General features: G+C 69.8%; 23 protein-coding genes. 14 read left to right on the forward strand and 9 right to left on the reverse strand.

Annotation, left to right across the window (positions count from 1 at the left end):
* Positions 1-79 precede the first annotated feature (79 nt).
* From I8920_RS07860 to I8920_RS07895, 8 genes are all read left to right on the forward strand, one after another.
* Positions 80-847, forward strand: a complete 768-nt coding sequence (locus tag I8920_RS07860; protein ID WP_198655856.1) for a YebC/PmpR family DNA-binding transcriptional regulator — start codon at positions 80-82, stop codon at positions 845-847.
* 2 nt (positions 848-849) lie between these two features.
* A complete protein-coding gene (gene ruvC / locus I8920_RS07865; protein ID WP_198655857.1) occupies positions 850-1497 on the forward strand; it encodes a crossover junction endodeoxyribonuclease RuvC in 648 nt (215 codons plus the stop codon).
* Entirely contained in the window at positions 1494-2114 is a 621-nt protein-coding gene (gene ruvA, locus I8920_RS07870) for a Holliday junction branch migration protein RuvA (protein WP_198655858.1), read from the forward strand. The genes ruvC and ruvA overlap by 4 nt, the downstream gene beginning before the upstream one ends.
* Entirely contained in the window at positions 2111-3154 is a 1044-nt protein-coding gene (gene ruvB, locus I8920_RS07875) for a Holliday junction branch migration DNA helicase RuvB (RefSeq protein WP_198655859.1), read from the forward strand. Before ruvA ends, ruvB begins: the two co-directional genes overlap by 4 nt.
* Before the next feature lie 90 nt (positions 3155-3244).
* Positions 3245-3646, forward strand: a complete 402-nt coding sequence (locus tag I8920_RS07880) for a preprotein translocase subunit YajC (protein ID WP_198655860.1) — start codon at positions 3245-3247, stop codon at positions 3644-3646.
* 90 nt (positions 3647-3736) lie between these two features.
* Positions 3737-5488, forward strand: coding sequence for a protein translocase subunit SecD (secD, locus tag I8920_RS07885; protein ID WP_198655861.1), 1752 nt, complete (start codon positions 3737-3739; stop codon positions 5486-5488).
* Positions 5488-6492 (forward strand): protein translocase subunit SecF, encoded by a 1005-nt coding sequence (gene secF / locus I8920_RS07890; RefSeq protein WP_198655862.1) that lies wholly within the window; start codon positions 5488-5490, stop codon positions 6490-6492. Before secD ends, secF begins: the two co-directional genes overlap by 1 nt.
* Positions 6492-6839 (forward strand): rhodanese-like domain-containing protein, encoded by a 348-nt coding sequence (locus I8920_RS07895; protein WP_198655863.1) that lies wholly within the window; start codon positions 6492-6494, stop codon positions 6837-6839. The genes secF and I8920_RS07895 overlap by 1 nt, the downstream gene beginning before the upstream one ends.
* A gap of 85 nt (positions 6840-6924) precedes the next feature.
* Here I8920_RS07895 and I8920_RS07900 read toward each other — a convergent pair whose 3' ends face one another.
* On the reverse strand, positions 6925-7608 hold the full coding sequence (locus tag I8920_RS07900; protein ID WP_198655864.1) for a hypothetical protein: 684 nt from the start codon (positions 7606-7608) through the stop codon (positions 6925-6927).
* A gap of 270 nt (positions 7609-7878) precedes the next feature.
* Here I8920_RS07900 and I8920_RS07905 point away from each other — a divergent pair, with 270 nt between their 5' ends.
* Positions 7879-10203, forward strand: coding sequence for a RelA/SpoT family protein (locus I8920_RS07905; protein WP_232832692.1), 2325 nt, complete (start codon positions 7879-7881; stop codon positions 10201-10203).
* Here the strand turns inward: I8920_RS07905 and I8920_RS07910 are convergent.
* The 3 genes from I8920_RS07910 to deoC all read right to left on the reverse strand — a co-directional run bounded on the left by I8920_RS07910 (position 10190) and on the right by deoC (position 12719).
* Positions 10190-10768, reverse strand: a complete 579-nt coding sequence (locus I8920_RS07910; protein WP_198655865.1) for a type IV toxin-antitoxin system AbiEi family antitoxin — start codon at positions 10766-10768, stop codon at positions 10190-10192. The two genes, I8920_RS07905 and I8920_RS07910, sit on opposite strands and share 14 nt — an antisense overlap.
* 167 nt (positions 10769-10935) lie before the next feature.
* Complete coding sequence (locus I8920_RS07915; protein ID WP_198655866.1) at positions 10936-11889, reverse strand: ROK family protein; 954 nt, start codon at positions 11887-11889, stop codon at positions 10936-10938.
* Between the two features lie 98 nt (positions 11890-11987).
* The gene (gene deoC / locus I8920_RS07920; protein ID WP_198655867.1) at positions 11988-12719 is read right to left on the reverse strand and encodes a deoxyribose-phosphate aldolase; all 732 of its coding nucleotides are present in this window, start codon (positions 12717-12719) and stop codon (positions 11988-11990) included.
* Between the two features lie 43 nt (positions 12720-12762).
* Here deoC and I8920_RS07925 point away from each other — a divergent pair, with 43 nt between their 5' ends.
* From I8920_RS07925 to I8920_RS07940, 4 genes are all read left to right on the forward strand, one after another.
* On the forward strand, positions 12763-14295 hold the full coding sequence (locus I8920_RS07925) for an SDR family oxidoreductase (protein WP_198655868.1): 1533 nt from the start codon (positions 12763-12765) through the stop codon (positions 14293-14295).
* On the forward strand, positions 14292-14876 hold the full coding sequence (locus I8920_RS07930) for a GDSL-type esterase/lipase family protein (protein ID WP_198655869.1): 585 nt from the start codon (positions 14292-14294) through the stop codon (positions 14874-14876). The genes I8920_RS07925 and I8920_RS07930 overlap by 4 nt, the downstream gene beginning before the upstream one ends.
* A 47-nt stretch (positions 14877-14923) precedes the next feature.
* Positions 14924-15313, forward strand: a complete 390-nt coding sequence (locus I8920_RS07935; RefSeq protein WP_232832693.1) for a DUF6804 family protein — start codon at positions 14924-14926, stop codon at positions 15311-15313.
* Between the two features lie 115 nt (positions 15314-15428).
* Positions 15429-16982, forward strand: a complete 1554-nt coding sequence (locus I8920_RS07940) for a stealth conserved region 3 domain-containing protein (protein ID WP_198655871.1) — start codon at positions 15429-15431, stop codon at positions 16980-16982.
* A 302-nt stretch (positions 16983-17284) separates the two neighbouring features.
* On the opposite strand, the gene I8920_RS07945 is transcribed toward I8920_RS07940, so the two are convergent.
* From I8920_RS07945 to ctaE, 5 genes are all read right to left on the reverse strand, one after another.
* Entirely contained in the window at positions 17285-18244 is a 960-nt protein-coding gene (locus I8920_RS07945) for a phosphodiesterase (RefSeq protein ID WP_198655872.1), read from the reverse strand.
* A 176-nt stretch (positions 18245-18420) separates the two neighbouring features.
* Positions 18421-20109 (reverse strand): cytochrome bc1 complex cytochrome b subunit, encoded by a 1689-nt coding sequence (gene qcrB, locus I8920_RS07950; RefSeq protein WP_198655873.1) that lies wholly within the window; start codon positions 20107-20109, stop codon positions 18421-18423.
* Positions 20109-21173 carry a cytochrome bc1 complex Rieske iron-sulfur subunit gene (gene qcrA, locus I8920_RS07955; protein WP_198655874.1) on the reverse strand — a complete coding sequence of 355 codons (1065 nt, stop codon included), beginning with the start codon at positions 21171-21173 and terminating at the stop codon, positions 20109-20111. Before qcrA ends, qcrB begins: the two co-directional genes overlap by 1 nt.
* 33 nt (positions 21174-21206) lie before the next feature.
* The gene (qcrC, locus tag I8920_RS07960; RefSeq protein WP_198655875.1) at positions 21207-22016 is read right to left on the reverse strand and encodes a cytochrome bc1 complex diheme cytochrome c subunit; all 810 of its coding nucleotides are present in this window, start codon (positions 22014-22016) and stop codon (positions 21207-21209) included.
* A 21-nt stretch (positions 22017-22037) separates the two neighbouring features.
* Positions 22038-22679: an aa3-type cytochrome oxidase subunit III gene (gene ctaE, locus I8920_RS07965; protein ID WP_269802240.1), complete on the reverse strand. Its 642-nt coding sequence runs from the start codon at positions 22677-22679 to the stop codon at positions 22038-22040.
* A gap of 67 nt (positions 22680-22746) precedes the next feature.
* On the opposite strand from ctaE, the gene trpD reads away from it, so the two are divergent.
* On the forward strand, positions 22747-23802 hold the full coding sequence (gene trpD, locus I8920_RS07970) for an anthranilate phosphoribosyltransferase (RefSeq protein ID WP_198655877.1): 1056 nt from the start codon (positions 22747-22749) through the stop codon (positions 23800-23802).
* Positions 23803-23980: the final 178 nt, after the last annotated feature.

Genomic DNA, 23980 nt, shown 5'->3' on the forward strand with positions numbered 1-23980 from the left:
CGAGCAGCGCGGCGGCGGTGATCCGGGCCTCCCGAGCCGGTAGACTGGAGCGGATTTTCGGCGAGACGCAAGGAGAACCGTGTCCGGGCATTCCAAATGGGCAACGACCAAGCACAAGAAGGCGGTCATCGACCAGCGCCGTGCCAAGTCGTTCGCCAAGCTCATCAAGAACATCGAGGTCGCCGCGAAGATGGGCGGCGCCGACCTGTCCGGCAACCCGACCCTGGTCGACGCCGTCCAGAAGGCCAAGAAGACCTCGGTCCCGAACGACAACATCGACCGCGCCATCAAGCGCGGCGCCGGTCTCACGGGCGAGACCATCGAGTACACGACGATCATGTACGAGGGCTACGGCCCGAACGGCGTCGCCATGCTCATCGAGTGCCTCACGGACAACAAGAACCGCGCCGCGGCCGAGGTCCGGACCGCGATGTCGCGCAACGGCGGCACCATGGCCGACCCGGGCAGTGTCGCCTACAACTTCTCGCGCAAGGGCGTCATCTCGGTCACGAAGACCGACGGTCTCGACGAGGACACCGTCATGACCGCCGTGCTCGACGCCGGCGTCGAGGACGTCGTCGACCAGGGCGGTGGCTTCGAGGTCATCACCGAGGCGTCCGACCTCGTCGCGGCCCGCACCGCGCTGCAGGAGGCCGGCATCGACTACGACTCGGCCGACGCCGAGTTCGTCCCCGGCCTCAAGGTTCCGGTCGACGCCGAGACCGCCCGCAAGGTGTTCCGCCTGATCGACGCGCTCGAGGACTCCGACGACGTGCAGAACGTCTACTCGAACTTCGACATCCCCGCGGACGTCCAGGCCGAGCTCGACGAGGACGAGGGCGAGTAGCCGTGCTCCGTGTGCTCGGGGTGGACCCCGGGCTCACCCGGTGCGGTGTCGGCGTCGTCGAGGTCGCACCGAACCGGCGCGCACGGCTCGTCCACGTGACAGTCGTGCGCACCCCGCCGGACATGCCGCTCGAGCAGCGGCTGCTCCGGATCGCCGACGGCATCGCCGCCGAGATCGACGAGCACCGCCCCCAGGCCGTGGCCGTCGAGCGGGTCTTCGCCCAGGCGAACGTCCGCACCGTGATGGGCACGGCGCAGGCCGCCGGCCTGGCGCTGCACGCCGCGGCGGCCCGCGGCCTGCCCGTCGGGCTGCACACGCCCTCCGAGGTCAAGGCCGCCGTGACCGGCTACGGCAACGCCGACAAGCGCCAGGTGCAGACCATGATCGCGCGCGTGCTCGGCCTCGACGAGGCCCCGAAGCCCGCCGACGCCGCCGACGCGCTCGCGTTGGCCGTGTGCCATGCCTGGAGGCTCGGATCACCCGACGCCGCCGGCGCACGTGCCACGAACCTCACCCCGGCACAGCGTGCCTGGCGGGACGCGCAGGGGGGCACCGTCGACTCGCCGCTCGCGCGGGCCGCCGCCGCGGCGGCGCGTCCGCAGCGTGGCAGGTCGGCGTCGTCGGCGGCCGGCCCTAGGCTCGGAGCATGATCGCGAGTCTCCGGGGCACCTGCATCGACATCGCCGGCTCGGCCGTGGTGATCGAGGTCGGGGGAGTGGGCTACGCCGTCACGGTCACGCCCGCCCACGCCCTGACGATGCGCCACGGGGCCGAGGTCTTCGTGCGCACCGCGATGATCGTGCGCGAGGACGAGCACCTGCTGTTCGGCTTCGAGTCCACCGACGCCCTGCAGGTGTTCGACCTGCTCCGAGGTGTGTCCGGGGTCGGGCCGAAGTCGGCGCTCGGGGTCCTGGCGCACATGGACCCGTCCCAGATCGCCAACGCCGTCGCGCACGAGGACGACGCCGCCTTCCGCAAGGTGTCCGGCATCGGCCCGAAGACCGCGAAGCTCATCATCGTCGCCCTGTCCGGCAAGCTCGTCGCCTTCGAGCAAGCTGCCGTGGTCGCCGCCGCCCGGGGGACCGCGCAGCACCCCGCCGCCGTCGACGTCGTCTCCGCGCTGGTCGGCCTCGGCTGGCGCGAGGACGCCGCGCAGACCGCCGTCGACGAGACCATCGCGAACGAGCCCGGGGCCGCGGCGATGGGCACGCAGGCCCTGCTCCGCGCGGCGCTCGGCGCCCTCCGACCCGCGGCTGCCGGCCGGTGAGCGGCATCACGGCGGCCGGTGCCGAGTCGCAGGAAGAGCTCGCCTTCGAGGGTGCGCTCCGCCCCAGGTCACTCGACGAGTTCGTCGGCCAGCGCAAGGTCCGGGGTCAGCTCGACCTGCTCCTCAAGGCCGCCGGGCTGCAGGAGCGCACGCCCGACCACATCCTCATGGCCGGACCGCCCGGCCTGGGCAAGACGACGCTCGCGATGATCGTCGCCCACGAGACCGGCCGACCCCTGCGCATGTCCAGCGGTCCGGCCATCCAGCACGCCGGCGACCTCGCCGCCGTGCTGTCGTCGCTCGTGCCGGGCGAGGTCCTGTTCATCGACGAGATCCACCGCATGGCGCGCTCGGCAGAAGAGATGCTCTACCTGGCGATGGAGGACTTCCGCATCGACGTCATGGTGGGCAAGGGGGCCGGTGCGACGAGCATCCCGCTCGACCTCGCGCCGTTCACCCTGGTCGGTGCCACCACCCGGGCCGGCCTGCTGCCGAACCCGCTCCGCGACCGTTTCGGCTTCACCGCGCACCTGGAGTTCTACGAGCGCGACGAACTCGAGCAGGTCCTCATCCGAGCGGCGCACCTGCTCGAGCTCGACATCGACCGGACGGCCCTGCGCGAGATCGCGGGCCGGTCCCGGGGCACCCCCCGCATCGCGAACCGCCTGCTCCGACGTGTGCGCGACTTTGCACTCGTGCACGGCACGACCGACGGCATGGCCGCGGTCCAGGGTGCCCTCGACCTGTACGACGTCGACGAGCTCGGACTCGACCGGCTGGACCGCGCGGTGGTCGAGACCATGCTGACCCGCTTCGACGGCGGCCCGGTCGGGCTCAACACGCTCGCGGTGTCGGTGGGCGAGGAGTCCGAGACCATCGAGTCGGTCGTCGAACCGTTCCTGGTCCGGGTCGGCCTGGTCACCCGGACCCCGCGGGGGCGCATCGCGACACCGACCGCCTGGCGGCACCTCGGCCTCACGCCCGGACAGGGCGCCGGCGGGCAACCCGGGCTCTTCGACGACCAGGACACCACCGCCTGACACCGTTCAGTCGAGTGACATGCCACGGACGGTGGCGTGCCCTAGACTGCTACGGCCCGAAACCGAGCAACCAGAGAAGGCATCGCCACCATGGACCAGTCAATCTTCCTCATCGTCATCATCGTGGCGTTCGCGGCCTTCATGTTCTACAGCAGCCGCAAGCGCAAGAAGCAGCAGGCCGAGATCGCCGACAAGATGGTGCCGGGCGCCCGCGTCATGCTGTCCTTCGGTCTGTACGGCACGCTGCTGTCGGTCAACGACGAGAAGGTCACGGCGGACGTCGAGATCGCTCCGGGGACCGTCGTCACCGTGCACCGTCAGACCCTGTCCCGCGTCGTCGACGACAACGAGTCCGACGTCGAGACCACCACGACCACCGAGGCCGAGGCGACGCCCGTCGCCGAACTCAACGGGGAGCCGGTCTACGGCGAGCGGGTCGACACCGACCGCGTGGACGAGACCGACGCCACGAAGCGCAAGTCCGACGACTGACGCCCCAGCCGCCGGGTCGACTGACCCGGCGGCTCCCTTCTGCCGTCGCACGGTGTGCCGACGGTCCTGAACAGAAAGACGAGACGACCGGTGGCACGATCGACACCCGTCAAGAAGGCGCTGCGCTCGCTCACCTGGTTGGTGATCCTGATCGCGATCCTCGCCGGTGTGAACACCACCGCGTCGATCCTGGCCGGCTCTTCGAAGGACGACACCGACGAGTGGTACCAGGGCGCGAGCTGGGTCCCGGAACTCGCACTGGACCTGCAGGGCGGCACGCAGCTGACCCTCGCCGCGCAGAACACCGAGGGCGGCTCGGTCACGCGTGAGCAGTTGAACCAGGCCGTCGAGATCATCCGTCAGCGCATCAACGCGACGGGTGTCTCGGAGTCGCAGATCAACACCCAGGGCACGAACAACATCGTCGTCTCGATCCCGGGCAAGCCGGACCAGGCCACGATCGACCGCATCGAGGCGGCCGCCAAGCTGACCTTCCGCCCGGTGCTCTTCACCGAGGCCGCCACGAACACCTCCGTCGGCGACGACGGGAAGGGCACCGCGTCGCCGACGCCGTACTCGCCGCCGGCCTCGCTCGAGGCCAGCCCGAGCGCGAAGCCGTCGAACGCGAGCGACCTGAACTGGGTGACGCCCAAGCTCCAGGACCTCTACACCAACTACAACTGCGCGGCTCCGGACGACACCACGACCGCGCCGGACGACGAGCCCCTGGTCACCTGCGACCAGAGCGGCACGGCCAAGTACATCCTCGGCCCCGTCGAGGTGCTGGGTGACGACATCAGCAACGCCACCTCAGGACTCGCCACCGACTCGCAGGGCACGTCGACGGGCCAGTGGGCCGTCAACCTGACCTTCAACGACGCGGGCTCGAAGGACTTCCGCTCCGTCACGAACCGACTCGTCTCGCTGCAGCAGCCGCAGAACCAGTTCGCCATCGTGCTCGACGGCACGGTCATCGAGGCCCCGCGGACGAACACGGCGATCACGAACGGCAAGGCGCAGATCAGCGGCAGCTTCACGGCGGAGTCGGCGAAGACCCTCGCCGACCAGCTGAAGTACGGCGCCCTGCCGATCAACTTCCAGGTGCAGTCGAACGAGAACATCTCCGCGACGCTCGGCACCGCCCAGCTCGTCGGCGGTCTCGTCGCGGGCCTGATCGGGCTCATCCTGGTGATCATCTACTCGGTCATCCAGTACCGGGCGCTCGCCTTCGTCACGGTGCTGTCCCTCGGGGTCGCCGCGATCCTGACCTACCTGGTGATCGCGATCATGTCGTGGCGCGTCGACTACCGCCTGTCGTTGGCGGGTGTCGCCGGCCTCATCGTGGCGATCGGCATCACCGCGGACTCGTTCATCGTGTACTTCGAACGCATCCGTGACGAGCTCCGGGACGGCCGTGGCCTGGAGAGCGCCGTCGAGTCCGGCTGGAAGCGTGCACTGCGCACCATCCTCGCCTCGGACTCGATCAACTTCCTCGCCGCGATCGTCCTCTACGTCCTCGCGGTGAGCGACGTGAAGGGCTTCGCGTTCACGCTGTTGCTCACGACCCTGATCGACGTCGTGGTCGTCGTGATGTTCACGCACCCGATGATGCAGCTCATCGCCCGCAGCCGGTTCTTCGGCGAGGGCCACCGGTTCAGCGGGCTCGACCCGGCAGCACTCGGTGCCGTGTACCGGGGACGCGCGCAGTTCCGTGCCCCCGTCGTCGACGGCAAGCGGCAGCGGAGCGCCGGCGAGGCGCAGCGCCGCCAGACGATCGCGGAGCGGAAGGCCCAGCAGGGCACCGCCGAGAACGGCACCACGCCGGACGGGAAGGACGACTGATGGCCAGCTTCAGCCAGTTCGGCAGCGACCTGTACACGGGCAAGCGCTCGTACGACATCGTCGGCCGCCGCAAGACCTGGTACCTCATCGCACTGATCGCCATCGTGGTCTCGCTCGCGGTGCCGTGGCTGCGCGGCGGGTACCAGCTCGGCATCGAGTTCACGGGTGGGTCCGAGTTCACGGTCTCGAACGCGAAGGACCTCGACCAGTCGCTGGCGACCCGGACCGTCGAGTCGATCGTCCCCGAGGGCATCCCGCGGGTGTCCCAGGTCGGCCAGAACGGCATCCGCGTGCAGACGGAGCAGCTGACCGACCGCGAGACCACCGAGGTGCAGGACGCCCTGGCCGAGGCGTACGACGTGACGCCGGACCAGGTGGCCTCCACCTACATCGGTGCGACCTGGGGCGCCGACGTGCTCGCCCAGGCGATCCGGGGTCTGCTGATCTTCCTGGCCCTGGCCGCGGTCGTCATGGCGCTGTACTTCCGCACCTGGAAGATGTCCGTCTCGGCGATGGCCGCGCTGCTGCACGACCTGCTCATCACCGCCGGTGTGTACGGCATCGTCGGGCTCGAGGTCACGCCGGCAGCCGTCATCGGCTTCCTGACGATCCTCGGCTACTCGCTCTACGACACCGTCGTGGTGTTCGACAAGGTGCGCGAGAACACGACGCAGGAGTCGCATCGCACCTTCGTGCAGTCGGTCAACCTCGCGGTGAACCAGACGCTCGTCCGGTCCATCAACACCTCGGTCGTGGCGCTGCTGCCGGTCGCGGCGATCCTGTTCATCGGGTCGTACGTGCTCGGTGCGGGGACGCTCCGCGACATCTCGCTCGCGCTGTTCATCGGCATCATCGTCGGCACGTACTCGACGATCTTCATCGCGTCGCCCATGTACGCCCACCTGCGCGAGAACGAGCCGAAGATCAAGGACGCCGACGCGAAGAAGACGCAGGCGGCCGAGAAGCGCCGGCACGAGGTCGACACCGCGGCGGCGGGCGCCTGATGCCGATCGAGATCCAGCACATCGACGTCGTCGAGGCGCAGCGTCGCCTGGCGTCCGGCGCCCGACTGTTCGACGTGCGGGAGCAGGGGGAGTGGGACGAGGTCCACGCTCCCCAGGCCACGCTCGTGCCGATGTCGGCCTTCGCGGACCGCTGGCAGGAGATCGACGGTGGCGACCAGCCGGCGATCGTCGTGTGCCACTCGGGCGCCCGCTCGGCGCGCATCGTCGCGGCCCTCGAGCAGTCCGGTGTACCGGCCGTCAACCTCACGGGCGGCATGGTCGCCTGGGAACAGTCGGGGGCTCCGGTACTTCGTGAACCAGGCGCTCCACCTCAGCTCCACGGCTGACAGAAACCGGTATCGAAGCGCGCCTCGGCGTGCACGAACGACGAGGCGGCACCCCTGGTTGGGGTGCCGCCTCGTCGTGTCTCTCTCAGACTCCGCTGGCCGAGAACGATCCACCACAGAGCGTCGACGTTGCGCACTTCGCGCGGAACTTCGCCTGTGCCGCGACGTTTCCCCACGGGACACTGGTTGAACCCGGCGTCCGGGAGTCAGCGACACCGAGGTTGTACCACTTCGACCACGTGCCGAACTCACTGCCGCTGTACCCGCGGTAGTACCCGAGGCCCTGACCCGCGTTGGTCTGGGCGGTCGACGACGCGACCGTGAATCGGTACTTGACCTTCACCCCGGCGTCGGCGCCGATGATGTTCGGTCCTGCGAACGCTCTCGACCAACTCGAGGCGCTCGAGGCGACGTAGGAGTAGTTCGAGGCAGCAGCAGCGCTCACACGCGCCGGGGCCGCCGATTCACGCTGCGCTGATTCCGGCAACGCTCGACGCTCTCCGTAGAGACTCGTGAGTTTCGCATCGGACAATCCGTTCGGAAGCGATCCATCCGGCTTGGAAATGACGACAACCGTGTTCGCGCTGATCTTCCCCGTTGGGAAGAACACCCCCTCGGCGGTCACCTGAGCGGCATCCGGATCGACGATCACGTAGCCGCCGTCCTTCGTGTCGTCAACGGTCGTCGCGTTCGCTGGCGCTGCCCCCATCGCAAGAAGGGCCGCCGCGACGGGCACCGAGAATATTGCAAGGGCTTTCTTCGTGTTCATTTTTTTCTCCCCAGAAAGGGCGTCATCATCGACGCCTCGAATTGGACGAACCCCTTTTCGTCCTGATTCGGAAGATATTGTCGCGGCTCAGCGAGTGTCAACATCGACTGATCGATTTCCACGACAGGCTGTGGGAGCCTTCAGAACATCAGGCGATCCGGAAGCGCCCTGTGCTGAGCGGACCCGCGCTCACCGCGAACGCTGGCGCGGAGCGGCCAACGACACGCGTAGGCTTGGCTGATCGACTTGGCCAGCCAGAGGAGGCGCAGCATGACGGACACCCGCGAAGACCCGTCCGCGCCGAGCCGCCCCGGGTCGGCCTCGCAGCCGACCAGTCCGATCGGTCCGAACACCACCGGCAACCTCGGCTCCCTCCGCTCCCTGCTGCCGCGTCTGTTCTCGCGCGCGCAGCCCGCCGGCGCGGTCGACACGCTCATCCGCACGCTGCGCTCGCACCACCCGAAGGCCGATATCACCCTGGTTGAGCGCGCCTACTCGGTGGCGGAGCGCGCGCACGACGGGCAGAAGCGGAAGTCCGGCGAGCCCTACATCACCCACCCGGTCGCGGTCGCACAGATCCTCGCCGACCTCGGCATCGGCACCATCACGATCGCGGCGGCGCTGCTGCACGACACCGTCGAGGACACCGACTACCAGCTCGACCAGCTGCGGGCCGACTTCGGCGACGAGATCGCCATGCTCGTCGACGGCGTCACGAAGCTCGACAAGGTCAAGTACGGCGACAGCGCGCAGGCCGAGACCGTCCGCAAGATGGTCATCGCGATGTCGAAGGACATCCGCGTCCTGGTCATCAAGCTCGCCGACCGTCTGCACAACGCGCGCACGTGGGGCTTCGTCGAGTCCGCCTCGGCCACGCGCAAGGCCAAGGAGACGCTCGAGATCTACGCGCCCCTGGCGCACCGGCTCGGCATCCAGATGATCAAGCTCGAGCTCGAGGACCTGTCGTTCGCGGTCCTGCACCCGAAGCTCTACGTCGAGATCGACAGCCTGGTCAAGGAGCGGCAGCCGAAGCGCGAGCAGTTCGTGCAGAACGTCATCGGCACGCTCAAGAAGGACCTGAAGTCCGCCAAGGTGCGCGGCGACGTCATGGGCCGCCCGAAGCAGTACTACTCGATCTACCAGAAGATGATCGTGCGCGGGCGCGAGTTCGACGAGATCTACGACCTGGTCGGCATCCGCGTGCTCGTCCCGACCGTGCGCGACTGCTACGCGATGCTCGGCTCGGTGCACGCGCGGTGGACGCCGCTGCCCGGGCGGTTCAAGGACTACATCGCCACCCCGAAGTTCAACCTGTACCAGTCGCTGCACACGACCGTGCTCGGTCCGCAGGGCCGCCCCGTCGAGATCCAGATCCGCACGCACGAGATGCACCAGCGGGCGGAGTTCGGCGTCGCCGCGCACTGGAAGTACAAGCAGCGTGCGGCGGGGCGCGACGTCGGCACCTCGTCGACCACGGACGACCAGGACATGGCCTGGCTCGCGCACATCACCGACTGGCAGGCCGAGACGAGCGACCCGGGGGAGTTCCTCGACTCGCTGCGCTACGAGATCGGCGCGAAGGAGACCTACGTCTTCACGCCGCAGGGCAAGGTCATCGGGCTGCCCGCCGGTGCGACCCCCGTCGACTTCGCGTACGCGGTGCACACCGAGATCGGCCACCGCACCATGGGCGCGAAGGTGAACGGTCGGCTCGTCCCGCTCGAGAGCCAGCTGTCCAGCGGCGACGTCGTCGAGATCTTCACGTCGAAGAACCCGGACTCCGGTCCGTCACAGGACTGGCTGCAGTTCGTGCGCAGCCCCCGGGCCCGCAACAAGATCAAGCAGTGGTTCACCAAGGAGCGCCGCGAAGAGGCGATCGAGCAGGGCCGCGACGCCATCGCCCGCGCGATGCGCAAGCAGAACCTGCCGCTCCAGCGGATCATGAGCCAGGACAGCATCGCCGAGGTGGCCTCGGCCATGCGCTACGAGGACGTCTCCGCCCTGTACGCCGCGGTCGGTGAGGGCCACGTCTCGACGCAGTCCGTCATCGAGAAGGTGCTCGCCGGCGTCCAGACCGAGACCGAGACGGACGAGCCCGAGCTCGCCTTCCCGCGCCAGGTGACCAGCCGACAGCTGCGCACGAGCGACAGCGGCGTGCTCGTCCGCGGGGCCCCGGACATCCTCGTGAAGCTCGCGAAGTGCTGCACCCCGGTGCCCGGCGACCAGATCGTCGGGTTCATCACCCGCGGGCAGGGCGTGTCGGTGCACCAGTCGTCGTGCACGAACGTGAAGTCCCTGATGAACGAGCCCGACCGGATGATCGAGGTCGAGTGGGCGCCGTCGTCCAAGTCGGTGTTCCTCGTGCAGATCCAGATCGAGGCGCTCGACCGGTCCGGACTGCTCAGCGACGTCACCCGCGTGCTCACCGACCACCACGTCAACATCCTGTCCGCGACCGTGTCGACCTCGTCCGACCGCCTGGCCCTCAGCCGGTTCGTGTTCGAGATGGGCGACACGATCCACCTGGACCGGGTGCTCAACGCCGTGCGTCGGATCGACGCCGTCTACGACGTCTACCGCGTCAGCGCGGGCTGACCCCGGGGACGGCTCCGGCCTGCACCGCGCGGAGCCGCCGCTCGGCCTGCCGAGCCATCGGCACCGTGCCGAGTGCGGCCAGGCGGTCCAGCACCTCGGTGACGGATGCCGCCCCGGTCGCGAGCAGTCCGTGCACGGCGGTGGCCTCGACCCCACCGAAGCCGCCCGCGACGGTGGCCGGGGTGCGGAGCAGGTCGACCACCGTGCGGCCTGGGGACGAGACACGGAGATCCGCCACACGGATCACGTCGACGTCCTCGATCCGCACCTCGCGCAGGCGCACCTCCGCACGCACCCGCACGCGGAGGCCGGCAGGCGTGCAGACCTCGAGCGGCTCCGGCGGGCGTGACACGGCGCCCCACACCCACGCCGCGGTCGCCGTGCACGCGATGAGCCGCGGGTCGCGCAGTGCCCAGGCGACCGCCGCCGCACGCAGGGCCACGGTCTGCGGCTCGGACGGCGACGCCCAGCACGGCCCGACGGCGACGAGCTCGCCGGCGAGCACCGCCGCGCGCAGCTCGGCCTCCGGCCAGTCGTCACCGGTGAGCAGTCGCGAGCGGGGCACCCGCACATCCTGCCGGATGCACAGCCCCGGACCGTACCCCTGTGGACAGCCCACGGGCGGACGGGAGGCGCGGGTCCGGCCCGACCCGCGCCTCCCGTCCGCCGCGCGGAGCGTCAGCGCCGCGCGGACCGTCAGCGCGAGACGGACCGTCAGCGCAGGACGGAACGTCAGCGCAGGACGTCGGCCCGGTGCACGAGTGCGGCGGCGCCGATGAGCGGACCGTCCTGCGAGAGCCCGGTCGGCACGATCCGCACCTTGGTGACGAAGCCGAACTCGACCCTCTCCGCCACGGCCTGGCGGGCGTACTCGAAGAGGTCCGGCGTGACGTGCGAGAAGCCTCCGCCGATCGCCACGACCTCCAGGTCGACGAGGCTCGTCGCGGCGGCGATGGCCTGCCCGAGCGCGCGCCCGCTGCGGCGGACGGCGGCGACGGCGATCTCGTCACCCGCGGCGTAGGCGGCGGAGAGCTCCTCGCCGGTCGTGCCCGCGAAGCCCTGCGCGCGCGCCCAGGCCACGGTCTTCGGGCCGCTCGCGATCGCCTCGAGGCACCCGGTGCCCCCGCAGGCGCAGGGGTCGTCGTACCCGCCACACTCGACGTGGCCGATGTGCCCGGCGTTGCCGGTCGGTCCGCTGACGGTGCGGCCGTGCAGGATGAGGCCACCGCCGACACCGGTCGAGACGATCATGCCCATCACGTGGTCGGATCCCTGCGCGGCGCCGACCCAGTGCTCGGCGAGCGTGATGGCCAGGCCGTCCATCCGCAGCGTCGCCCGCACGCCCTCGGGGAGCAGCGCCTGCACCCGGTCGCGCAGCGGGTGCCCACGCCACACCGGCATGTTGAGCGGCGACACCAGGCCGTGCTCCTCGTCGACCGGTCCGGCCGAGCCGATCCCCGCGCCGACCAGGACCGCGTCGGCGGGCAGGGCGCCCAGCGCGGCCGTCACGACCTCGTCGACCGCCGCCTGCAGCTCGTCCGAGGTGCGCTGCGGCCCGGTGGGGCTGCGGAAGCGCGAGGCGGGCAGGACGACGCCCTGGTCGGTCACCAGGGCCGCCTCGACCTTGGTGCCGCCCAGGTCGACTGCCAGGGCGAGGACGGGGGACTGGGGTGCGTTGCTGGACATGCGCGCTCCGATGCGGCGGTCTGGAGGCGCGGCGCCGGTCACGGACGCGTCGTCGCGTCCGGTGGGCGTCGGCCTGGTCGAGGTGGCGGGGGTGGGACTCAGTAGGACGAGGTGTCGTCGCCGAGCGACGCGGCGGAGCCGGTCTCGGCGCGGTGCGCGACGTCGTCGAGGATGCGGGCGGACGCACTCGTCCCGATGCGGTCGGCGCCGGCGTGGACCATCGCGAGCAGGGTGTCGAGGCCGCGGACGCCGCCGGACGCCTTCACGCCGCTGTCCGGGCCGACGGTGCGGCGCATCAGGGCGATGTGCTCCACGGTGGCGCCCCCGCCGGCGAACCCGGTCGACGTCTTCACGAACGCCGCACCGGCACGCTGTGCGGCGCTCGAGGCCGCGACGACCTCGTCGTCGGTCAGGAAGGCGGTCTCGAGGATGACCTTGACGACCGTCGACCCGGCGGCGTCGACGACGGCGCGGACGTCACGCTCGACCCGCTCCCAGTCGCCGGACTTCGCGGCGCCGATGTTCTGCACCATGTCGAGCTCGAAGGCGCCGTCGGCCAGGGCCTGCAGCGACTCGGCGACCTTGGCCTCGGTCGAGGTGGTGCCGTGCGGGAAGCCGATCACGGTGCCGACGCCGACGCCCGTGCCCTGCAGGCGTCCGACCGCGTGCGCGACGTCGCTCGGGCGGACGCACACGCTGAACACGCGGTAGGCGGCGGCCTCGTCGAGCTGGGCGTCGACGTCCGCACGGGTGAGTTCCGGCTTCAGGATCGCGTGGTCGATGAGGCCGCGGACGGCATCGGCGGTGACGGGGAAGGCTGCGTTGTCCACCGGGCAAGCCTACCCGTCAGGCGCGCCGCGTAGCGTTCGACGCATGCAGGTCCTCGTCACCGGCGCCACCGGCTACATCGGCGGTCGTCTCGTCCCTCGTCTCCTCGAAGCCGGCCACTCCGTCCGGGTCTTCGTGCGCAACCCCCGGAAGCTCCAGGACGTCCCGTGGAGCGGTGACGTCGACGTCGCCGAGGGCGACCTCCAGGACGCCGAGGCGGTGCGCACCGCGGTCGACGGCGTCGAGGCGGTCTACTACCTCGCCCACGCGATGGGCGCCGACGGCGACTTCGAGGCCGCCGAGCGCCAGGCCGCCGAGACCATGGCGCACGAAGCGAAGGCCGCCGGTGTGCGCCGCTTCGTGTACCTGGGCGGACTGCACCCCGACGGCGAGCTGTCGAAGCACCTCCGCAGTCGCAAGGAGGTCGGCGAGATCCTGCTCGGGTCGGGGGTGCCGACCATCGCGTACCAGGCCGGTGTCGTCATCGGGTCCGGCAGCACCTCGTTCGAGATGATCCGACACCTGACCGACGTGCTGCCGTGGATGCCCGCGCCGCGGTGGGTGCGCAACCGCATCCAGCCGATCGCCGTCCGTGACGTCCTGTACTACCTGGTCGCCGCACTCGACATCCCCGACGACGTCAACCGCACCTTCGACATCGGTGGCCCGGACGTGCTCCGCTACGGCCAGATGCTCAACGGGTACGCGGTCGAGGCGAAGCTGCCGCAGCGTCCGATCACGGTCCTGCCGGTGCTGACCCCGCGGCTCGCCGCCCACTGGTTCAACGTCGTCACGCCGATCCCGCGCAAGCTCGCGACCCCGATCATCGAGTCGCTGCAGTTCGAGTGCGTCCAGCGGGAGCACGACATCGACGACGTCGTGCCGCAGCCCGAGGGCGGGCTGACCTCGTACCGTCGCGCCGTCCGCCTGGCGCTCAACAAGATGCGGTCCGGCCAGGTCGAGACGAGCTGGCGCAGCGCGACGCTGTCGAGTGCGTCCGCCGACCCGATGCCGAGCGACCCCGACTGGGCCGGGCACACCGTCTACGTGGACGACCGGAAGCGGCACTCGAACGCCTCGGCCGCCGATGTCTGGCGCGTCGTCGAGTCGATCGGCGGCGAGAACGGCTGGTACTCGTTCCCGCTCGCCTGGGTCGCCCGCGGCTGGATGGACAAGATCGCCGGCGGTGTCGGGCTGAGCCGTGGTCGTCGCGACCAGCAGCGCCTGGAGCAGGGCGACGCGCTCGACTGGTGGCGCGTCGAACGGCTCGAGCGCGGCCGCTACCTGCGGCTCCGCGCGGAGTTCAAGTCGCCCGGCCGTGCCTGGCTCGAGATGACCGTGACACCGAGCGACGACGGCGGCAGCGACTACCACCAGCGGGCGATCTACTTCCCGCAGGGGCTCGCCGGGCGCCTGTACTGGTACGGCATCCTGCCGTTCCACGGCGTCATCTTCCCCGGTATGGTCGAGCGCATCACCGCCGCCGCCGAGCGGGAGTCCGACAACACCGAGTCGACGCAGCGCAACCGGACCCAGCACAATGAGGACCCTGAGCCGGCGCACGAGGAGGCAGCATGACCGACGACCGCAGCCCCGTCCTCTTCCTGGGGGACAGCATCACCGCACAGGGGGACTGGGAGACCTGGCTCCCCGACGAGCACACCCTGAACCAGGGCATCAGCGGCGACACGACCGACGGAGTGCTGACGCGCCTGGACGCCGTGGTCGCCGAGCAGCCCGAGGTGATCGTCCTGCTCATCGGCACGAACGACTTCGGCAACCACCGCAAGAGCGCCGAGCACGTCGTGCGCAACGTCGAGACGATCCTCGTCACGCTCCGTCGTGAGCTCCCCGGCGTCCGACTGTTGCTCGTGTCGATCCTGCCGCGGCAGGCCGAGTACGCCGCGAAGATCGAGGAGGCGAACCGGCACCTGCGGCAGTTCGTCGCCACCTGCCACGCGCAGTACCTCGACGCATGGCCCGCACTCGCCGACGGCGACCACCTGTCCGACCGCTTCACCGACGACGGCCTGCACCTGACGAGCGAGGGCTACCGCGCGTACGTCGACGAGCTCGTGCCGGCGCTCGAGCGCGTCCGCGGGCTCCCGCCGATGTCACGGTCGATCCAGGCGATCGACCTCGACGGCTCCGCGGACTGATGGCCGCACGCAAGGGACGGCCCCCGGTGGGGTCGTCCCAGCACGGCGTGCCCGCAGCACCCGCCCGTCCGGCCCCCGCCGCAGCGCGCCGCACCGCCGAGACGCCGGGCTTCACGCGACCCGCACTGGCGCCGTCGCTCATCGCGGCGATCGTGCTGCTGTCCTGCGTCGCGATCATCGACTCGTCCGGCTTCGTCTACGCCCGCTGGGGCGTCACGGTGCTGGCGCTCATCGTGCTCGTCTTCGCCGTGCGCGGGCGGACCTGGTGGGCGGCCGTGCTCATGGCGGCCGTGGCCGTCTGCTGGAACCCCGTCGTGACCGTCACGATCCCCGGGCAGGTCTGGGCCGGCCTGCAGCTGGTGGCCGCCGGCCTGTTCGTGGTGGTCGGCATCGTCGTGAAGGTGCCGCGCGAGGCGGACGCACCCCGGGCCTCCTGACCGGTCGGAGCGCGCCCGGCGGAGCGCACACGGGCACGGACACCGCGGATGCGGGTGGACCGGTAGGATCGCTGGGTCGGGTACACGACCCGGCCGCACGATCCGAAGGGCATGGATGAACGACGAGACCGAGCCGGTGACCGAGAGTCCTCTGCTGACCCCTCGACCGTCCTCCGGCGGTCTCGACCGATCCGACGTCGTCGTCCGCAAGGGCCGCCTCACGCTGCTCAACGGGCACTTGACGCCGCAGCAGTCGATGATCGAGGACCTGCTCTTCCTGGACGACGCGCTCACCTCGGCCGACGTCGACCACCTGCTCATCCGCGGCAACGACCAGCGGCCCGTGATCGCCGTCGACGAGCGCGACCGGCAGCGGGCCGAGAGCGCCGTGATGGCAGCAGCGGTCAACGAGCCGTTCTACGCCAAGCCTCCGGGCGAGCCGGCCGTGCTCGTGCAGGACGACGGACTCGGCTCCGTCGACGAACCGGTGCTCCGGGTGTTCCGCCCGCGGCTCGAGCCGCTCGGGCGCCTGCGCTACGGCGCCGAGACGAGCGTCCAGCTCGAGTTCTGGCGGGTCACCGACACCGAGGTCCTCGCGCCCGTCGAGAACGCCCTGATGCGTCGCAGCCTGCCGATCGAGGAGTTCGTCCTCGTCGACATCGAGCGCTACGGCCGCACCTGGCGCACCGTCGAGCACATGTTCGACGACCACGTGTCGGACATCCGGTTCCCGATCGACATCGTCTTCTCGTGGGTCGACGGCAACGCCATCGAGTACCAGCGCGCCCGCCAGGCGGCGCAGTCGAACGCGGTCCTGGGCGAGGGCGACGACGCCCCGGCCCGGTTCCGGCAGATCGACGAGCTGAAGTACGCTCTGCGCTCGGTGCACACCTTCGCGCCCTGGATCCGGCAGATCTACATCGCCACGGACTCCCCGGCGCCGCACTGGCTCGCGGAGCACCCGAAGGTCCGGATCGTGCGCAGCGAGGAGTTCTTCGCGGACCCCTCCGTGCTGCCGACGCACAACTCGCAGGCCGTCGAGTCGCAGCTGCACCACATCCCGGGCATCAGCGAGCACTTCATCTACTCGAACGACGACATGTTCTTCGGACGGCTCGTCGATCCGTCGGTGTTCTTCAGCCCGGGGTCGGTGACGAAGTTCATCCTCGCCTCGACCCGGATCGGGCTCGGCTCGAACAACCCGGCACGCAGCGGGTTCGAGAACTCCGCGCGCGTCAACCGTCGTCTGCTGCAGCAGCGGTTCGGCGCGGTCACCACGCGGCACCTCGAGCACGCTCCGACGCCGCTGCGGTCGTCGATCATGACCGAGATGGAGCACGAGTTCGCCGACGAGTTCGCGGCGACGGCGGCCTCGCGGTTCCGTGCCGCCGACAACATCTCGGTGACGAACTCGCTGTACCACTACTACTCGCTGCTGACCGGTCGTGCGATCGTGCAGGAGAACGCCGAGGTGCGGTACATCGACACCACGATGCAGTCCGGACTCCGTGCCCTCGACGACCTGCTGAAGAAGCGGAACGCCGACTTCTTCTGCCTGAACGACGGCAGTTTCCCCGAGGTCAGCGACGAGGAGCGCACGCAGCGCGTCACGGACTTCCTGGAGCGGTACTTCCCGTTCCCGGCGCCGTGGGAGCGAGCCGACGCGTAGGACGCGCCAGCGTCCTGCGAGCGGCGTCCTGCCGGGCGGCGTCCTGCCGGGCGGCGTCCTAGCGCGCCCGGCCGCCGCTTGCCGACCGGTCACGACCCGTCGGCGCCCGCGCCGCCGTACGACGGGCCCTGACCAGTCGACGCCACCCGCGCGGTGTGTCGTGACCGGTCGGCGGACGGGAGGCACGGCGCGCAGCCGCCACGGGCCTCCCGTCCGTAGGGCCCGCGGCCCTCAACGCATGGTGAGCAGAAGAGGTCGGGTCCGCACTGCGGACCCGACCTCTTCTGCTCACGGAGTACTGGCTACCGGTGCACGGGGGAGACCGGCACCGAGTCGAGGGTGAAGACGGGGATGCTCGACGTCACCGGCGCCGGCTCGACCGCCGGCGGGATCGTGACTCCGTGGGCCGCCAGGCGCGCTTCGGTGTCGACGGCGGAGACCGGTTGGCCGACCGTGGCGTAGTGGCCGATGGGGACGACCGAGTGCACGACGTTGCGGCCGTACACGTGCACCAGGTTGAACGACTGCGCGCCGTCCCGACCACGCGTGCCGCCCTGGTACTCGGTGAGGTCCTGCGTGTAGCAGGTGGCACTCGCGACCGAGACCGGGATGCCGGCGAACACCGCGCTCGTCGAGTAGTGCAGGTGCCCGGCGATGATCGCGAGCACATCGCTGCCCTCGACGACCTCGGCCAGGGCCTGCTGGTCGCGGAGCTCCACCAGGACCGTCAGGTCCTGCACGCTCGGCACGGGCGGGTGGTGCATCGCGAGGATGGTGCCGTGCGGCGCTGCCTCGGAGAGCACCTCGGCCAGCCAGTCGAGCTGCTCGGGAGAGACCTCGCCGTGGTGGTGGCCGGGGACGCTGGTGTCGAGCGTGATGACCCGGAGGCCGTTCACGTCGTAGACGAAGTCCACGGGACGGTCCGTCGGCTGCAGACCGAAGAGCTCCTGCCGGAACGCGCCGCGGTCGTCGTGGTTGCCCATCGCCCAGATGATCTGTGCACCGATGCGGCGCGCTGCAGGCTCCAGGATCTCGCGGACCCGGGCGTACGCACCGGGCTCGCCCTTGTCCGCGACGTCGCCGGTCACGACGATGGCCTCGGGGCGGGTCCCGGATGCTTCGATGTCCGCGACGATCTCCGTGAGCCGAGCGGCGGAGTCCACGTCGCCGTACAGGTCTCGATCGCCGGAGACGAGGTGGGTGTCACTGAGGTGGAGGAGGAAGTGGTTCGGCCTGGGGTGTTCGGCCGTCCGGCTGTCCATCGGGGTCTCATTCCGTTGGCGGATGCGTGGTGCAACACGTTGCCACACCGTCCTGGACGAGTCCAGCACGCGCCGGTGAACCAGCCGTGAACTGGGGGCGGCGTGTTGCCGCGCAACAGGGAAACCCCCCGCCCACGAGGTGGACGAGGGGTTTCCCTGTTGCTTGCCGAGGAGTGTCAGTGATCCCCGGGGCCGACCTGGGGAGCCTGGTGGCCACCCTCGAGGTCCGGGCCGTGGTGCGCTGCGTGCGCGGCCTCGAGCTCGGCCTTCGACACCGGCTCGATGCGGTCCTCGAAGAAGAACCGGGAGACGCCGGCGCGAGCCTTCTGCAGACCGGTGATCTTGCCCTTGGCGTTCGGGCGGATCATCAGCGGCTTGTAGTCGTTGAACTGCAGGAGCTTCCACCGCTCGTACTCGTCGAGCTGCTCGTGCACCTCGATGTACTCGCCGTGGGGGAGGCGGACGATGCGGCCCGACTCGTAGCCGTGCAGGACGATCTCGCGGTCCTTCTTCTGCAGGGCGAGGCACACGCGCTTCGTGATCCAGAAGGCGACGAACGGCCCGAGGACCGTCGTGGCCTGGATCACGTGGATCACGTGCTCGATCGACACCATGAAGTGCGTCGCGATGATGTCCGACGACGCGGCGAACATCAGGCTCAGGTAGAGCGTGATGCCGGCGGCGCCGATCGCGGTCCGGGTCGGCGCGTTGCGCGGGCGGTCGAGCAGGTGGTGCTCACGCTTGTCGCCCGTGACCCAGGCCTCGAGGAACGGGTACAGCAGGATCGCGAGGATCAGGCCGACCAGCACCGCGATGGGCACGAGGATGTTGAACGACACGGTGTAGCCGAACCACACGACCTCCCAGTGCGGCGGCACCAGACGGAGCGCACCGTCGGCGAAGCCGATGTACCAGTCGGGCTGGGTACCGGCGGACACCGGGGACGGGTCGTACGGGCCGTAGTTCCAGATCGGGTTGATCGTGAACAGCGACGCGATGAGCGCCAGGATGCCGGCGACGATGAAGAAGAACCCACCGGCCTTCGCGGCGAACGCCGGGAGGATCGGGACACCGACGACGTTCTCGTTCGTCTTGCCGGGGCCCGCGAACTGCGTGTGCTTGTTGATGACGACGAGCACGAGGTGGACACCGAGCACCGCGACGAGGATCGCCGGCAGCAGCAGGATGTGCAGCGTGTAGAGACGACCGACGATGTCGGTGCCCGGGAACTCGCCGCCGAAGAGCAGGTAGGCGATCCAGACGCCGATCACCGGGACGCCCTCGATCATGCCGACGATGATGCGCAGACCGTTGCCCGAGAGCAGGTCGTCGGGGAGCGAGTAGCCGGTGAAGCCCTCACCCATGGCGAGGACCCAGAGCAGGAAGCCGAAGACCCAGTTGAGCTCGCGCGGCTTGCGGAAGGCACCGGTGAAGAACACGCGGGCCATGTGCAGCATGATCGACGCCACGAACAGCAGGGCCGCCCAGTGGTGGACCTGGCGGACGAAGAGCCCGCCGCGGATGTCGAACGAGATGTCGAGCGTCGACTGCAGGGCGATCGACATCTCGACGCCCTTGAGCGGCACGTACGAGCCGTTGTAGACGACCTCGGCCATGGACGCCTGGTAGAAGAACGTCAGGAAGGTCCCGGAGAGCAGGACGACGACGAAGCTGTACAGCGCCACCTCGCCGAGCATGAAGCTCCAGTGGTCGGGGAAGATCTTGCGGCCGACCTCCTTGACGAGGCCCGAGATGCTGGTGCGCTCGTCGATGTAGTTGGCGGTGGCCCCGATGAGACGGGAACCGCGCTCCGGCGCCGGCTTGGTGGCCGATGCCGGTGCGGTCGTGGTGGTGGTGCTGGACATCAGCGTTCACGCTCCCAGAAGGACGGTCCGACCGGCTCGTGGAAGTCGCTCTGTGCGACCAGGTAGCCGTCGTCGTCGATCGCGATCGGAAGTTGGGGGAGGGGACGGGCGGCCGGGCCGAAGATGACCTCGCAGTTGTTCGCGACGTCGAAGGTCGACTGGTGGCACGGGCACAGCAGGTGGTGCGTCTGCTGCTCGTAGAGCGCGACCGGGCACCCGACGTGGGTGCAGATCTTGGAGTAGGCGACGATCCCGTCGTAGCCCCAGTTCTCCTGGCCCTTGGCGGGGTTGAGGTCCTTCGGGTCGAGACGCATGAGGAGGACGGAGGCCTTCGCCTTCTCCTCGAGCATGTGCTCCGACTCGAGCATCCCTTCGGGGATGACGTGGAAGACCGAACCGATGGTGATGTCCGACGCCTTGATCGGCAGACCCGTCGGGTCCTTCGTCAGGCGCAGGCCCTGCTTCCAGAACGTGTGGCGGAGCAGCTCGTTCGGGTCCTCGGCGGGGGCGAGGTCGCGGACGAGGACGATGCCGGGCAGCGGGAAGGCGGCCAGGGCACCGATCATCGAGTTGCGGATCAGCTTGCGACGGCTGAACCCGGACTCCTTGTCGGCGAGGCGGAAGGCCTCGACGGCCTTCGCACGGGTCTCGTCGGTGCCACGGGTGCCGTGGCGGAGCTCGGTGATCTCGCGGTCGACGACCAGCGACTTCGACCAGTAGACGGCGCCGAGGCCGAGGGCGAGGAGCGCGAGGGCGATCGACAGCCCGAGGAACAGGTTCGCGGTGCGGACCGTGCCGAAGTCGTCGGCGTCGATCGGGAAGGCGACGTACGCCGCGATCGACAGGACGCTGCCGACGATCGACAGGTAGAAGTACGCGGCGACCTGGCGCTCGGCCAGACGCTGCTTCTTCGGGTCGACGTCGGTGCGACGCGGGCGGTGCGGGGGCTCGCCCGGGTTCTCGAACGGGTCGGTCGGGAGGACCGCGATCCCGGGGGAGGTGGTCGTGCCGTGCTTCTCGACAGCCGAGGACGAGTTCAGCGTCTCGTCGTCGTGCTCTGCCATGGTGTTCCCTTCAGTGTCGTTCGACACGGACGATCAGTTGGACTTCGCGGTCAGCCAGACGGTCATCGCGACGACCGCGCCGAGTCCGAAGATCCAGATGAACAGGCCCTCGGCGACCGGCCCCAGGGAGCCGAGTGCGAAGCCGCCGGGGGACTTGTTGTCCTGCACGTACTTGAGGTACGTGATGATGTCGGCCTTCTGCTCCGGCGTCAGGTTCAGGTCGTTGAAGACCGGCATGTTCTGCGGGCCGGTGAGCATGGCCTCGTAGATGTGCTTGCCGGAGACCGTTTCGAGGTTCGGGGCGTACTTGCCCTCGGTCAGCGCGCCACCGGCACCGGCGACGTTGTGGCACATCGCGCAGTTGATGCGGAACAGCTCGGCACCCTCGGCCGCGTCGCCGTCCTCACCGCTGGTGAGCTCGGTGGACGGGACGGCCGGGCCGGGGCCCAGCGAGGCGACGTACTGGGAGAGCGCGTCGACCTGCTCGTCCGTGAACTGCGCGGGCTTCTCCTCGGCCTGCGGGCCCTGGGCAGCCATCGGCATGCGGCCCGTGCCGACCTGGAAGTCGACCGACGCGGCGCCGACACCGATGAGGGACGGGCCCTCGCTGGTGCCCTGGGCGGTCAGCCCGTGGCAGGTGGCGCAGTTCGACGCGAAGAGCTTCTCGCCCTCGTTGACCTGTGACTGGCTGGAGGCGGCGACGGTGCTCGCGCTGTCGTCGGCGTTCGCCGTCGAGCTGAACAGTGCGTACGCGCCACCCGTCGTCATGAGACCGACGACGATGAGCGAGACGGTCGCCATCGGGGAACGGCGGCCCTTCTTGGACTTGGTTCTGGTGAACATGTGCTGGGGGGTGTCCAGTTCCTACTTGATCAGGTAGATGACGGCGAAGAGGAAGATCCACACGACGTCGACGAAGTGCCAGTAGTACGACACGACGATCGCGGTGGTGGCTTCCTTGTGCCCGAAGTTCTTCGCGGCGAACCCGCGGCCGAGCGTGAGCAGGAAGGCGATCAGGCCACCGGTCACGTGCAGACCGTGGAACCCGGTGGTCATGTAGAACGCCGAACCGTAGGCGCTGGAGGAGAGCGTGACGCCCTCGTGCCACAGGTGGGCGTACTCGAAGATCTGACCGCAGACGAAGATCGCACCCATGGCGTAGGTGACGAAGAACCACTCCGTCATGCCCCAGTGGCGCGGGTTCCAGCTCGTGCGGTGCACCTGGAAGCGTTCGGCGGCGAACACCGCGAACTGGCAGGCGAAGCTCGACAGCACCAGGATGATCGTGTTCACCGACGCGTACGGGACGTCGAGCTTGGCGGTCTCTGTCGCCCAGAGCTCGGGGGACGTGCTGCGCAACGTGAAGTAGATCGCGAACAGGCCGGCGAAGAACATGACCTCGCTGCCCAGCCACACGATCGTCCCCACGGCCACGGCGTTCGGCCTGTTGAGGGCCGGCGCGCTGGCTGATCTGGAGAGAGAGGTGCTAGTCACGTCCTCCATTATGGCCGAAACCACTGACAGTGTTTTCGCAGCGGACTGGCGGGTCGCTCGAACTCACTACGATCGAGCCATGCCTGACGTACTCTCGTGGCCCCTGGTGATCAGCGCGCTCATGGCGCGCGAAGACCTGACGATCAGACAGTCCACATGGGCCATGGAGGAGATCGTGGGCGGGCGTGCCACCCCGGCGCAGATCGCCGCCTTCGCGGTGGCCCTGCGCGCCAAGGGCGAGACCGTCGACGAGGTCGTCGGCTTCCGCGACGCGATCCTCGACGCCGCCGTCCCGCTGGACGTCGACCCGATGGCCCTGGACATCGTGGGGACCGGCGGCGACGTCGTGGGCACCGTGAACGTGTCGACCATGGCGGCCATCGTGATCGCGGCGGCAGGCGTCCCCGTGGTGAAGCACGGCAACAAGGCCAGCTCGTCGAAGTCCGGATCGAGCGACGTGCTCGCCGCGCTCGGACTCGATCTCACGATGGACGCCGCGCGTGTCGCCGAGACGTTCCGGCGTGTCGGGCTGACCTTCGCCTTCGCCAACGCGTTCCACCCCGGTTTCGCCCACGCCGGAGCGGTCCGCCGCGAGATCGGTGTGCCCACCGTCTTCAACTTCCTGGGCCCGCTCGTGAACCCGGCCCGCTGCGAGGCGAACGCCGTCGGCGTCGCGCAACTCGACCTGGTGCCGATCATCACCGGCGTGTTCCGGACACGCGGAGCGACGGCGCTCGTGTTCCGTGGGGACGACGGTCTCGACGAGCTCACCACGACCGGTCACAGCCACATCTGGGAGGTCACCGGCGGCCGCATCACCGAGCACGACCTCGACCCGCGTGACCTCGGCATCGCCCGGGCGCAGACCTCGGACCTGCTCGGCGGCGACCCGGATCACAACGCCGCGGTCGTGCACCGTGTGCTCGCGGGGGAGACCGGTCCGGTTCGCGACATCGTGCTGCTCAACGCCGCAGCGGGCCTGGTGTCGTTCCGGCTCGCGCAGGACCCGGGGGAGTCCGACCGCCCGATCCTGCACCGGTTCCGCGAGCAGCTCGTGGTCGCGGCCGACGCGATCGACTCGGGCGCGGCGTCCCGCAAGCTCGCCGACTGGATCGGCGCCGCTCCCACCGCCTGACCTCGGGTCGCCGGATCGACCCCGGCTCGACCCTGACGGGCCGCCGGCAGGACGCCGGCGTGTTCGTCCGACGCCTCCGAGCCGCCGAGACGCCCCCCGGAATCGGCGGCGTCTCGCGATCATCGCGGCGCCTCACGACGACGCAGGCGTGTTCCGACGGACCCCGACGTGACCCTCG

Source organism: Curtobacterium sp. YC1 (assembly GCF_016267665.1).
Classification (GTDB): Bacteria; Actinomycetota; Actinomycetes; order Actinomycetales; family Microbacteriaceae; genus Curtobacterium.